This window comes from Pseudomonas sp. NPDC090752 (genome assembly GCF_055584805.1).
In genome coordinates, this window is the sequence record NZ_JBVJLI010000003.1 from 345,140 (window position 1) to 358,421 (window position 13,282).

General features: G+C 52.8%; 6 protein-coding genes and 5 pseudogenes. 10 read left to right on the top strand and 1 reads right to left on the bottom strand.

Going from position 1 to position 13,282, the window contains the following annotated elements:
• Nucleotides 1–159: 159 nt before the first annotated feature.
• The 10 genes and pseudogenes from ACZ6YA_RS06750 to ACZ6YA_RS06795 all read left to right on the top strand — a co-directional run.
• Nucleotides 160–3,756 (top strand): annotated as a pseudogene (locus ACZ6YA_RS06750) (RHS repeat-associated core domain-containing protein); the annotation flags it as partial.
• Nucleotides 3,757–4,320: a hypothetical protein gene (locus tag ACZ6YA_RS06755; protein WP_465896364.1), complete on the top strand. Its 564-nt coding sequence runs from the start codon at nucleotides 3,757–3,759 to the stop codon at nucleotides 4,318–4,320.
• A 251-nt stretch (nucleotides 4,321–4,571) separates the two neighbouring features.
• Nucleotides 4,572–7,573 (top strand): annotated as a pseudogene (locus ACZ6YA_RS06760) (RHS repeat-associated core domain-containing protein); the annotation flags it as partial.
• A gap of 17 nt (nucleotides 7,574–7,590) precedes the next feature.
• Nucleotides 7,591–7,926, top strand: a complete 336-nt coding sequence (locus ACZ6YA_RS06765; protein WP_465896365.1) for a DUF7716 domain-containing protein — start codon at nucleotides 7,591–7,593, stop codon at nucleotides 7,924–7,926.
• Between the two features lie 76 nt (nucleotides 7,927–8,002).
• Nucleotides 8,003–9,160, top strand: a pseudogene (locus tag ACZ6YA_RS06770) (RHS repeat-associated core domain-containing protein); the annotation flags it as partial.
• Nucleotides 9,154–9,561 (top strand): SMI1/KNR4 family protein, encoded by a 408-nt coding sequence (locus ACZ6YA_RS06775; RefSeq protein ID WP_465896366.1) that lies wholly within the window; start codon nucleotides 9,154–9,156, stop codon nucleotides 9,559–9,561. The pseudogene ACZ6YA_RS06770 and the gene ACZ6YA_RS06775, both read left to right, overlap by 7 nt.
• Nucleotides 9,562–9,996: 435 nt before the next feature.
• The gene (locus tag ACZ6YA_RS06780; protein WP_465896367.1) at nucleotides 9,997–10,581 is read left to right on the top strand and encodes an imm11 family protein; all 585 of its coding nucleotides are present in this window, start codon (nucleotides 9,997–9,999) and stop codon (nucleotides 10,579–10,581) included.
• Between the two features lie 651 nt (nucleotides 10,582–11,232).
• Nucleotides 11,233–11,712: pseudogene (locus ACZ6YA_RS06785) on the top strand (RHS repeat domain-containing protein); the annotation flags it as partial.
• 220 nt (nucleotides 11,713–11,932) lie between these two features.
• Nucleotides 11,933–12,538, top strand: a complete 606-nt coding sequence (locus ACZ6YA_RS06790; protein ID WP_465896368.1) for a YwqG family protein — start codon at nucleotides 11,933–11,935, stop codon at nucleotides 12,536–12,538.
• 98 nt (nucleotides 12,539–12,636) lie between these two features.
• Nucleotides 12,637–12,870: pseudogene (locus tag ACZ6YA_RS06795) on the top strand (hypothetical protein); the annotation flags it as partial.
• Nucleotides 12,871–12,923: 53 nt separating this feature from the next.
• Here ACZ6YA_RS06795 and ACZ6YA_RS06800 read toward each other — a convergent pair.
• Nucleotides 12,924–13,130 (bottom strand): hypothetical protein, encoded by a 207-nt coding sequence (locus tag ACZ6YA_RS06800; protein ID WP_465896369.1) that lies wholly within the window; start codon nucleotides 13,128–13,130, stop codon nucleotides 12,924–12,926.
• Nucleotides 13,131–13,282 lie beyond the last annotated feature (152 nt).

Genomic DNA, 13,282 nt, shown 5'->3' on the forward strand with positions numbered 1-13,282 from the left:
GGGTGTGTTTCGAGCTCTGAGTTACTTGGTGTATTCGCTCGTTCGGTCTCGCGTTGCGAATTGAGATCTTTAAAATTTCGAAAATAACCAGAACCAGATGCTTACTGGTTCTATCTGCTTTCATCATATGCTTAATGAGCAGTAAGAGTTGCGGCGGGCGGCTTCGTTGCTGGCGAAGTCGCCAGCCGCTACGTGGTCGAACCGGCCGCCCGCCGCGCAATCGGCGGCCTGAACGGCAATCCGTTGGACTTGACGACTGGCCGCAAATTGCTGGCCAATGAAACGGATTTCGTCCTGTCCGGGATGATGCCGATCGAGTGGTCGCGTTTTTACGCCAGCGACCTGACCGTCGACAGCGTGCTCGGCCGCGGCTAGGTGCTGCCGTAGGAACAAAGCCTGCGCCGCTGCGGCGGCTTCGTGTACCACACCGACAACCAAGGGCGCTGTGTCCCGTTCATTGACCTTGAACTGGGCGAAAGCCTCTACAACCCGAACGAAAAGATCCATCTGGTCCGCACCGTAGGCGGTCACTACCTGCTGCAGACCTTGGACAACGTGTTCTTCGACTTCGGTGAAGTGCCGGACGACAACACCGCCGTACCGCTGTACCGCCTGGAAAACGCACTGGGTCACTACCTGCAGTTCACCCGGGATGCCAATCAGCGCCTGACCGATATCAGCGCGCCGGGCAATGTGCGGATCCACCTGCATTACGAGCACCCCCTCGGTCGCCTGACCGAAGTCAAACGCATCGTCGACCAGCACGCCGTGGAAACCCTGGTGCGCTACCGATACGACGACAACGGCCAGCTGAACGAAGTCATCAACCGCAACGGCGATTCAGTACGCCGCTTCGCCTACGGCGATGGCCTGATGGTCCGCCATAGCAATGCCCTCGATCTGATCTGCGAGTACCGCTGGCAAACCCAGCACGACAAGCCCCGCGTGGTCGAACACTGGACCAGCGACGGCGAGCATTACCATTTCCGCTATGACTTCTCTCAGCGCACCAGCTGGGCCACAGACGTCTTGGGCCGCGAGCTGGAGATCCACTACAACGAAGACCGCCGCGTCATCGCCAGCCGCGACTTTGGCGGCGAGCGCTACGGCATGGATTTCGATGCGTTCGGCAACATCGTTGGCTTCACCTTGCCGGACGGTAATCACCTGGCGCTCAAGTACGACGACTTTGGCCGCCTGGTCGAAGAAACCGACCCGCTGGGCCGCACGATCCGCTACAAGCACCACCTCGCCACGCCGCTGGTGACCGAAACCCAGTTCCCGGACGGTAGCGTCTGGCAGTCCCGCTACGACGGCAAGGGCAACCTGATCGCCGAGACCGATCCCCTGGGCCACAAGACCGAATACCTCAACGGTGAAGACGGCCTGCCGCACACCATCATCGATGCCAACTTCAAGTCCAAATACCTGTGGTGGAACGCCTACGCCCAGGTCGATCGCTTCGAGGACTGCTCAGGCAAAAGCACCTACTACCGCTACGATGAGCGGCAACACCTGATCGCCGTCACCGATGCGCTGAACCAGACCACCACGCTGGAGCGCAAGCCCGACGGTGAAGTGCTGCGCATCCACCATCCGGATGGCACGGCAGAATCCTTTACCTACAACAGCCTCGGCCAGGTACTGACCCACACCGACGGCAAAGGCCAGACCACGCGCTTGCAACGTACTTCTCGTGGCTTGCCGAGCAGTCGCCAGGATGCGAAAGGGCAGTGGATTCGTTATGAGTACGACAAGGCGATTCGCCTGACCGCGTTGGTCAACGAAAACAGTGCGGCTTATCGCTTTGCCTATGACGCCTCGGACCGGCTGAGTGAAGAAGTGCGGGTCGATAACCTGACCCGGCGTTTCAGCTATGACGCTGGCGGCAATTTGGTTCGCCTGGACGAAATCGGCTATGGCGAAAACGGCGAGCGCCCGGAGCGCAACACGCTGTTCGAGCGTGACGCGATTGGCCGCTTGCTGGCCAAGGTCAACCGCGACGCCCGCCAGGATTTTGAGTACGACGAGGCTGACCGGCTGTTGAGCATTCAGCGCCTACCGACCAGTGTCGGCAAACAGCTGGGCATCACGGATGAGAAGCTGAGTTACCGCTACGATCTGCTGGGACGATTGACGCAGGAACTCACGCCCCAAGGTGCACTGGATTATGAATACGACCCGCTCAGCAACCTGACCACACTGACCCTGCCGGACGGGCGCAAGGTCAACCACCTGTACTACGGCAGCGGCCACCTGCACCAGCTGAACCTGGACGGCCAGGTGATCAGCGACATGGAGCGCGATGACCTGCACCGCGAGGTGTATCGCACACAGGGCAAGCTGACCAGTTGCTTTGGTTACGACGCGATGGGGCGCAAGGCGTGGCAGTTTGCATCCACGCTGCCCGCCGACAAGCTGTCGCAGGTGCACAACCCTGGCATCAATACCTCGTTGCTGGTGGAGCATGCGTACAACCCAATTCACCGCCGTTACCAGTACGACCCGGCAGGCGAGTTGGTGCGCACGCTGGACAAGCTGCGCGGCGAGATCAAGTACGAATACGAAGCCAACGGGCAGTTGCATAGCCGTGACACCGGCTCACTGGTTGGCAGCGAAGAATTCCGCTACGACCCGGCAGCCAACCGTTTGGACTTCAATGCGCGGCAGTTTGAGAAGGTTAAAGACAACCGCATCAAGCGCTGGCGCGATCAGGAGTATCGCTATGACCCGTGGGGCAACCTGATCGAGAAGCGCTCGGGGCATAGCAAGCTGCAGAGTTTTAGCTATGACTGCGAGAACCGACTAATCCGTGCTGAGACGCTGGTCAATGGCAAGTTGGAGAGCACAGGCTCGTACCGCTATGACAGTCTGGGGCGGCGGGTTGCCAAGCAGTCGGAGATCAACGGCATCACCGAGCAGAAGCGCTTCCTCTGGCAAGGGCTGAGGATGCTGCGTGAGGAGGTGCCGGGGCAGAGCATCCTGTATTTCTACGAACCTGGCAGTTATGCGCCATTGGCGCGTGTAGATCAGGCCGAGGGCGAAGAGCAGAAGGTTTATTACTTCCATACGGACCAGATTGGTACGCCGCTCGAATTAAGTAACAGCGAAGGCGAGATTGTCTGGCAGGCGACGTACCGTTCGTGGGGCGCGATTGAACAGCTTGCAGTCAAGGATATCGAGCAGAACCTGCGCTTTCAAGGCCAATACTTCGATCTTGAGGCGGAGCTACATTACAATACATTCCGGTACTACGATCAGGAACTAGGTAGATTTACGACTCAGGATCCAATAGGTACAAATGGAGGACTTAATCTTTATCGATATGCACCAAATCCATTGTCTTGGATTGACCCTTGGGGATGGATGGCGTTCTGGAAGCCGCTCAAACCCGATGGCATGGGGCATCATCCTTTCCCGCGTGCACATGCAAACACTCACGGCTTCCCTGAATTGGGTACTAAGCTAGATTCTCCATCATGGTTCCCGAACGAGGTTGAGGGTTCTGATAAGTTGCATCAAGAATTCCATGATTCGATCAGGAAGGAAGGTGTTCCATTTAACAGAAAGTTTGATGGGTCTTCTGAAGAGTTAATTAAGAAGCTGGACAAGGCATATGAAAGCTTTCCTCAAAAAGGAACGCTGAAAATTCCACGGACCGGAGAGGTTCTTGCAAAAAATGTAACAATCGGTGAGGCCCTGACAAAGTCTCTTGGTAAAAGTAGCGGCAACAAATCTGCAGGTGGGTGTGGCTAAATGAAGAGATACGCACAAATTGAATTGTTTTCTCCAGGTATTGTGTTGTTTGACCCGGTTGCTCTCTCAGGCTTTATAAAAGAGAAGGGCCTGACCGATGGCAATATTTTTGCACAGTTTCTTCAAGATGAAGCTTTGGGCCGGTCAGCTATTGAAAGGGGCGTGGTATGTCCAATTTATCAGATTTCTGAACAGGAATATGCTGTTTTCATTGAAGGAGTGGGTGGGGTAGAGGCTGAGTTGCCCACGCCTAAACTTTCATACTCTGGCTTTCCACTTAAGGTGGAATCAGGTGTATTAATTGTTTCTGATTTAAATGCTCTTCTCGATTGGGATGATAATTTTTTCTTGAACTACAAGGCGCAGTATGGCTCTCGGCTTCCGAGTAACGACTTTGTAGATGTCGACTCAGGTCTCTATAGCTTAACTATCAATGGATATGTAGGGCTTCACAGGCCCTCATCAGGACTTGGTTACGGTTTGATTTTCCGACCTGAGGTTAGCCTGCCAAGGGTTTCACAAGGTGCCTCGGTAGATGATGTGAGTTTTGAGCTTGGCGATTGAATTCTAATTAGCACTTTAAGACTTTTCAAGTGTTAAATTGAGTTCGCGTAGTTAGGTGCTTTGTTTTTGGTGGGGTGCCTTGTTCAGATGGGCTGGACCGCGCTCAGAAACGATCTTTAACATTCCTGGTGTGGAAGTGGATGCCAACTTTGTCTCATCACGCTTCCTAGCTTTATATATACTGCGAAGCCTAAATGATTCGCTGTGATGCTGCATGAGGTAAGTTAGATTTGTGAATGTGTTGACAGGGCGGTCTTGTCGCCAGCCGTTACGTGGTCGAACCGGTCGCCCGCCGCGCAATCGGCGGCCTGACCGGCAACCCGGTCGACCTCACCACCGGCCGCAAACTCATCCCTGACGATATCGACTACAGCCTGCCAGGCCTAATGCCGATCGAATGGTCGCGCATCTACGCCAGCGACCTTACCCTCGACAGCGTGCTCGGCCGCGGCTGGGTGCTGCCGTGGGAGCAAAGCCTGCGCCGCAGCGGCGACTTCCCAGCTGGGCCACCGACGTGCTCGGCCGCGAACTGGAGATTCACTACAACGAAGACCACCGCGTCATCGCCAGCCGCGACTACGGCGGCGAACGCTACGCCATCGACCTGGACGACAACGGCAGCATGGTCGGCCTGGGCCTGCCCGACGGCAATCGCCTGCACTTCAAATACGACGAATTCTCCCGCCTGCTCGAAGAAACCGACCCGCTGGGCCGCAATATCGCCTACGAATACCACCACCTGACCACCCTGGTAACCAAGGTCACCTACCCGGACGGCAGCACCTGGCAGGCGCGTTACGACGACAAGGGCAACCTGCTCGCCGAGTTCGATGCGCTCGGCCAGATGACCGAGTACCTCAACGGCGAAGATGGCCTGCCGCACACCATCATCGATGCGACCTACAAGTCCAAGTACCTGTGGTGGAACACCCTGGCCCAGGTCGAGCGCTATCAGGACTGCTCGGGCAAGAGCACCTACTACCGCTATGACGAGCGTCAGCACCTGGTGGCGGTGACCGATGCGCTGAAGCAGACCACCACGCTGGAGCGCAAGCCGGACGGGGAGGTGGTCAAGATCGACCATCCGGACGGGACGGCGGAGACCTTTACCTACAACGTCTACGGCCAGGTGCTGACTCACACCGACGGCAAGGGCCAAACCACCCGCCTGCTGCGCACCGCCCGCGGGCTACCCAGCAGCCGCCAGGACGCCAAAGGCCAGCGGGTCAGGTACGAGTACGACAAGGCCGTGCGCCTGACCGCGCTGGTCAACGAAAACAGCATGCCGTACCGCTTTGCCTACGATGCGTCGGACCGATTGATTGAAGAAGTGCGGGTGGACAACCTGACCCGGCGCTTCACCTACAACGACGGCGGCCATCTGACTCGGCTGGACGAAATCGGCTACGGCGAGAATGGCGAACAGCCGCAACGCGAAACGCTGTTCGAGCGCGACCCGATTGGCCGCCTGATGGCCAAGGTCAACCGCGATGCGCGGCAGGACTATGCCTATGACGATGTCGACCGGCTGCTGAGCATTGAGCGGCAACCCAGCGGCATCGGCAAGCAACTTGGCATCACTGAAGAAAAGCTCGAATACACCTATGACCTGCTCGGTAGGCTGACCCAGGAGATCGGCCCCCAGGGCACGCTCGACTACGAATACGACCCGCTGAGCAACCTGACCACACTGACCCTGCCGGACGGGCGCAAGGTCAATCATCTGTATTACGGCAGTGGGCACTTGCACCAGCTGAACCTGGACGGCCAGGTCATCAGCGACATGGAGCGCGATGACCTGCACCGCGAGGTGTACCGCACGCAGGGCAAGCTTACCAGTTGCTTCGGTTACGACGCGATGGGGCGCAAGGCGTGGCAGTTTGCGTCCACGCTGCCCGCCGACAAACTCTCGCAGGTGCACAGCACCGGTATCAACACCTCGTTGCTGGTGGAGCATGCGTACAACCCGATTCACCGGCGTTACCAGTACGACCCGGCAGGGGAGTTGGTGCGCACGCTGGACAAGCTGCGTGGTGAGATCAAGTACGAATACGAAGCCAACGGCCAGTTGCACAGCCGCGATACCGGCTCGTTAGTTGGCAGCGAAGAGTTCCGCTACGATCCGGCAGCCAACCGCTTGGACTTCAATGCACGGCAGCTGGAGAAGGTCAAAGACAACCGCATCAAGCGTTGGCGGGATCAGGAGTATCGCTATGACCCGTGGGGCAACCTGATCGAGAAGCGCTCGGGGCATAGCAAGCTGCAGAGTTTTAGCTATGACTGTGAGAACCGACTAGTCCGCGCTGAGACGCTGGTCAATGGCAAGCTAGAGAGCACAGGCGCTTACCGCTATGACACTCTGGGGCGGCGGGTTGCCAAGCAGTCGGAGATCAACGGCACTCCGGAGCAGAAGCGCTTCCTCTGGCAAGGGCTGCGGATGCTGCGTGAGGAGATGCCGGGGCAGAGCATCCTCTATCTCTATGAGCCCGGCAGCTATGCGCCACTGGCGCGGGTCGATCAGCCGGAAGGAGACGACCAGAAGGTCTACTACTTCCATACGGACCAGATTGGTACGCCGCTGGAATTGAGTAACAGCGAAGGTGATATTGTTTGGCAGGCAACGTATCGGTCCTGGGGCGCGATTGAACAGCTTGCGGTCAACGAGGTGGAGCAGAATCTGCGTTTCCAAGGTCAGTATTTTGATGCGGAAACTGAGCTGCATTACAATATGTTCCGTTATTATGATTCAGGTGTTGGGCAATTTGTTACCCAGGATCCTATTGGGTTGCGAGGTGGTTTTAACTTATACAAATATGCTATAAATTCTTTGTCTTGGATTGATCCTCTCGGTTTGGCAAATAGGCCAAACAACGGGAAGTATAATATTTTTCACGACCACACGCTGGATCCTAAGTATCGCTACTCTAGCGATGCCGTTCAATTTAATAAGGCAAATGCCGATCTTTTAAATAGAATGGAGATTGACCCTGAGTTCAGGAAAGATATGCTGAATCGCTATCCGAAGCTTGAGGGGTGGGCTAAGTCGGGGAGCAAAAGTGCCAGTCCGCCTGATTTAACATGGCACCACCATGAAGATGTTAATAGGCTTTCTCTGGTAGATCGTATGGATCATAAATCAAATCATGGTCTATACCACCCTACTGGTAAGGGTGGTCGAGATATTTGGGGTGGCGGCCCTCAAGGGCGGAAAGGGAAGCTTGACGGTGCAACTGGAAAAATTTGCTGTGGTTAATCTGCTGGAGTTATATTATGTTATTAAAAGATAAATTTTATGCGCTTTCAGAAATAATTGATCATGCAAAATCTTTTGCACAGCAAGATGATGAGTTTTGCATTTATGGTGAGGATCAAGATCACCTCGAAATTAGTGCGCGCTATTTTGTCTCGAATTACCCGGATGTGAAGGACGATAAGGAGGTATTTCCAGAGTCCGTTAAAAAGGCAGGGCTGAGCTATTTGTATTCTGGGCAGCAATTTGTTGACGTTGTAACATTGCTGGCAGAGCAAAGGCCTGATGCATCTTATGGGGACTATGTTAAGGCGCTAAATTACTATCAGGATAATGATGAGTTTATTGATCTGTAATTATCGTGTTTGTGGTGGGCAAGTATTAGCTGTGACTTTTGTATTATATGCTGTACGTGACGCACTGATCTCGCACAGCTGCGATACCCGCTCACTGGTTGGGAGCGAAGAATTTCGTTATTATCCAGCAGTCAACCGCCTGGACTTCAATGTGCGATAACTGGAAAAAGTTAAGGACAACCTAATTAAGCACTAACGAAACCAGAAATATCGCTATGTCCCTATGATAATTTGATGAGCAGTGCTCAAGGCCCAGTAAACTACAGAGTTTTAGAGGGCTGCGAAAATCGACAAGTCAGCGCTGAGACACTGGTCAACGGCAAGTAGATAGCACTGGCGCCTATATGGGCGGCGGATTGCTAAGCAGTCCGACCTCAACGGCCCTATTGAGCAGAAGTATTTCCTGTGGCAAGGGCTGCGAATGCTGCGTGAGAATACGCCGGGGCAGAGCATTTTGTACCTGTATGAGCCAGGCAGCTATGCACCGCTGGCGCGGGTCGATCAGGCGGAAGGGGACGAGCAGAAGGTCTACTACTTCCATACGGACCAGATTGGTACGCCGCTGGAATTGAGTAACAGCGAAGGCGAGATTGTTTGGCAGGCAACGTATCGGTCATGGGGAACGATTGAGCAACTAACAGTAGACCAGGTCGAGCAGAACCTGCGCTTTCAGGATCAGTACTTTGATAGTGAAACAGGATTGCACTACAACACGTTCCGGTACTACGATCCCGAAGTAGTTCGTTTTGTTACGCAGGATCCGATAGGACTAGCAGGTGGGCGCAATCTCTACCGCTATGCGCCTAACCCCTTTGGGTGGATTGACCCAATGGGTCTTGCCGTTGATCCAATTGCTAGACTTGAATCCAGAGGCTACTCTGGGGTTCGATTGACAGAAGGCGGGGGATTGAATTATGCAGAGAGCAACGCTCTATATTCAAGAAAGCCTAATGTAAATCCAATAGTCGAAATATCCTATACAGGCGACTATGATTTGGATTTTGAAGCTGCGAATCACAAGGCTGGGCTCAACCAAAAAACGACTCCGACCGGCCATGTTTGGCATCATCTGGATGATTACGATCCAGTGACTAATAAAGGGACTATGCAGTTGGTAGAGCAGCCAGCACACAGTGGTATCCCTCATAAAGGTGGGGTGAGTCAGTATAAGGCTGCCACCGGAAGGGCATATGTCCATCCAGCAAGTAAAAGGAGTGCAAAATCTTCATGTTGATTCCATTGGTTGATTCGGAAAAAGAATTATCGAACGCGGATTTAAACTCGTTGGAGGGGATTTTGGGCGGTAAACTGCCACCAGAATTTCGTCGATTATATTTAAATTCAAATGGCGGTTATATTGATGATGCGGAAGGTGGGAACGATTTGTTGCTTGCTGGATTTGTTCCTATCAAATATGGACGCATCCCGATGGATTTAGCCTACAAAGAGTTAATTGAGGATTTTCCGGGAATGAAAGGGCGAGTGCCGTTCGCATTTGATGAAGGCGGTAACTATTTTTTGCTTACTCTCGCCGGGGGGGAACTAGGCGAAGTGGGGCTGTGGATTATGGATGCTGAGGAGTATCATGTCGTTGCAGATACGTTTTCTGAGTTTTTGAGTCGTCTTGATCAATGAGGTGATTTAGATGCTAGGTCGCGGACGGTTTTTATTGAGTCGCTAAATATTATGAGTTCAGGTTTTCATGTTGTTGGTTTAGCAGGTTCGACCTGAGTGCAGGCGTGGCGATCGTCTTTATGCTGTTTGAGGTCGGTAAATGTAAGTGGTCGGGCGTGAAGCTTTCAAATTCTATTTATTTCCCGATTTTTGGGGTTTTAAAATGAATCCCGTAATTGGTTATTTTTGGGGCGGGCTTCGGGTGGGGCAAAGTTTTCGTAGTTGTCAAAGTTGGATGTTTAACATTTTGTTGCCGTGTACTCTGCTGTGTCAGCAATCATAAAATTGAAGATATTGAGATAAGTATGAAAATGAGTCTTGGATCAGATTCATTGAGGCTACATAATACAGATCCTCGCCCCAAAGGCACTCGCTTGACATATCAGGAGAAAACTTGTGGAATATTTCGTTATGTGCCACGAGGCCGTTGATGGGGGTTATACTGATGGCGATGTGTTGTTCATGCCTCCGCTCGATGACTACAATCAAGTAGGGCGTTTCATTAAAGCTAAAGGTTTAGCTGTTGAGTTGACTATGGATAAAAAAATTCGTAGTTTAAAATCAGACTTTTTTCTGACAGGCTGCGGTGCCTTCTTTGTATCCGATCAGTTAAAAGAAGTCCTCGATAAGGTCGAGGTGGATTTAGACTTTGTGCCTGCAACTGTCAGGTACTATAGTGGAAAGCCCGTTGAAAAAAATTATTATTTTATTCATGCCAATTCAAAAGTTTCATGTTTTGATTATCAGAGGTCAGAGTACTCTGGTAAGTCGATGGTATTGAATAAAATTCAGAATGGCGAGCTAAGCCATGACTATAATGTTAGAGGGGTTACAAAGCTTTGCATCGATGAAAATAAGGCTAGATCCCTGGATTTTTTCTTCATCCAGGGAGTTATTTGGGTCGATCCAATAGTTTCGGAGAGCTTGGTTCGCGAGGTAAAAGATAAAAAACTTTGTGTGCGATTCCTGTGTGCTGGCTAACGTAATGACCTAAATGAGTTCGGTCGCAGCTATTGAAATTGAAGCGAATGGTCAAGGCGTAGCTGTTTCAAACATGGTCAGCTAAACATTTGTTGGTATTCGTTGTGCGCTGATCGGCCGGTTAATAGTGTATATGTGTTGTTGGATTTCGCATAGGTCCGAATTGTGTAAGTAACTCCGATTTGAGTGCGGATGAGAGTTAGAAGTGGTGTCGGAGTTAAGTGTCACGTGATATTTAAAATTTTAAATTAATATTGTGAGGCGTCTAACGCCTCACAATAACTAATCTTTATCGTGAAAGCTTCATGACAAATTAAGCCCAATGCGATAACCATATGCCGTGCCCTCAAGTTCACTGCATGCTTTGTCGCTGGCGAAGTCGCCCGCAGCGCAATCGGCGGCCTGACCGGCAACCCGATCGACCTTACCACCGGCCGCAAACTCATCCCCGACGAAATCAGCATGCCATACCGCTTTGACTACGATGCGTCGGACCGATTGATTGAAGAAGTGCGGGTGGACAACCTGACCCGGCGCTTCACCTACAACGCTGGCGGCCATCTGACCCGGCTGGACGAGATCGGCTACGGCGAAAATGGCGAACAGCCGCAACGCGAAACATTGTTCGAACGCGACCCGATTGGCCGGCTGGTGGCCAAGCTCAACCGCGATGCGCGGCAGGAATTCGCCTATGACGATGCCGACCGGCTGCTGAGCATTCAGCGGCAACCCAGCGGCGTCGGCAAGCAACTTGGCATCAGCGAAGAAAAGCTCGAATACACCTATGACCTGCTCGGTCGGTTGACCCAGGAGATCGGCCCCCAAGGCACTCTCGACTACGAATACGACCCGCTGAGGAACCTGACCACACTGACCCTGCCGGATGGGCGCAAGGTCAATCACCTGTACTACGGCAGCGGCCACCTGCACCAGCTGAACCTGGACGGCCAGGTGATCAGCGACATGGAGCGTGACGACCTGCACCGCGAGGTGTACCGCACGCAGGGCAAGCTGACCAGTTGCTTTGGTTAGGACGCGATGGGGCGCAAGGCGTGGCAGTTTGCGTCCACGCTGCCCGCCGACAAGCTGTCGCAGGCGCACAACACCGGCATCAATACCTCGTTGCTGGTGGGGATTCTCGAGGAGTTGGTGGTGCCCACTGGCATGGGAACAAAATACGTGCGACTCAAAGTTTAGGAAAAAACGATTTTGCCCCAAGCCTTAAGCGGGAGCTAGACATCACATCTGTTGTGCTTCGTAAGGCAGGTGTGCCTGCAAGTAGAGCAAAGGCACTGAAAAAACAAGCCAAAAAGTTTTATCGCAGCCTTGGAAGCTGTCAGGGAGTGTAAAAATGAATGTTCATAAAATTGTTAAATGTTCGAATGCAAAATCACCTTTTTACTTTGGCGGTGATAGCGCTTATGTTTCCGCGTGGCCTAAAAATCCCGATGGTCAAGATCTATTGCTGCTTTTCACTATAAATTGTAAATTAGCAAGGCAACAGCTTAATAGACTGGATCTCCCGGAAGGGGGGTTCATACATGTGTTCTCCACTTACGATAAAGAAGATTATTTTCTCGATTTTTTAACCTTTGATGAGGTTGAGCAAAAAAAAGGTATCGCATCTTATACTTGCGTGATCCACGCTGATCAAGTTGGTACAATGAAGTCGCCTAGGCTTTCGGTTCCTCTGCAGTACGCGAGTTTTGAGGCTTCGGTTGTTCATGATGATGAAATTACAGTGGCCTCTGTGATTTCTAGTGAAGTTCCACGTGGGGCAGTTATATCCAAGGCGCTTGAATCGGACTTTAACTTTTTCTGCCAAATATATTCGTCTGATTTTCCTGCTCCATATCAGGGTGCATTATATATGACTGATGCCGTAGGCTATTTGCTTGTTAATAAGCGAGTGAGTAAGGATGCAGCTCATGGCTGTTTCTTTGTGCAGGTTGCTTAAAGAATGGTGTACATCTAGTTTTTTGATTTATAGTTCTTTTAAAATTAAACTATTTCTATTTCTAGGGGGGCAGGGTAACCCTCTGATAATTGTAAGTCACGCTGACTTACATCAGCGCCATCACCGCCACCCGCGTGCACCTGCACTACGATCACCCGCTGGGCCGCCTGACCGAGGTCAAGCGGGTAGTCAACCACCAGCCCGTGGAAACCCTGGTCCAGTATCGCTACAACAAGCATGGCCAGCTTAGCGCCGTGGTCAAACGCAACGGTGACACCGTGCGCAGCTTCAGCTACGCAGACGGCGTGATGGTGACCCACCGCAATGCGATCAGCGCTCTCAGTCGTGTTGCGTGACATTCGCTGGTGGGCGAGCCGGACTAAACTCAATCCCCGTGAGCAAAACCACGGCGCCGATTCTCCAGGCGTTTGAGATGCTCCACGGTGATGTCCATGGCGCCTGCCGCTTCGTCCGTCGAAGGCTGCCCCAACCGGGTTTGCGTCACCGTGGTGACAGGACCGTGCCGGTCGAGGAAGATGGCCCGGCGCAAGGCGTGAAGGCACAGGGAGGAAAACTGCGAGCGTGTTGGCATGTTCTTGTTCTCAGAATCCCGCAAATGGCGTACGTCATCCGTACTCGTTTGCGTCGATGCTAAAAGCTCTTCAGTTCGGTTGGATGCAGTCTGCTGCTTGAGGGGGCGTAGGACGGTTACGCAACTGAGGTATGAAACCTCCTACGCCTTCA

Excerpts from the sequence above, each read along its gene's own strand:
- ACZ6YA_RS06800 (WP_465896369.1), bottom strand. The coding sequence starts at position 13,130 with ATGCCAACACGCTCGCAGTTTTCCTCCCTGTGCCTTCACGCCTTGCGC.
- ACZ6YA_RS06755 (WP_465896364.1), top strand. The coding sequence starts at position 3,757 with ATGAAGAGATACGCACAAATTGAATTGTTTTCTCCAGGTATTGTGTTG.
- ACZ6YA_RS06765 (WP_465896365.1), top strand. The coding sequence starts at position 7,591 with ATGTTATTAAAAGATAAATTTTATGCGCTTTCAGAAATAATTGATCAT.
- ACZ6YA_RS06775 (WP_465896366.1), top strand. The coding sequence starts at position 9,154 with ATGTTGATTCCATTGGTTGATTCGGAAAAAGAATTATCGAACGCGGAT.
- ACZ6YA_RS06790 (WP_465896368.1), top strand. The coding sequence starts at position 11,933 with ATGAATGTTCATAAAATTGTTAAATGTTCGAATGCAAAATCACCTTTT.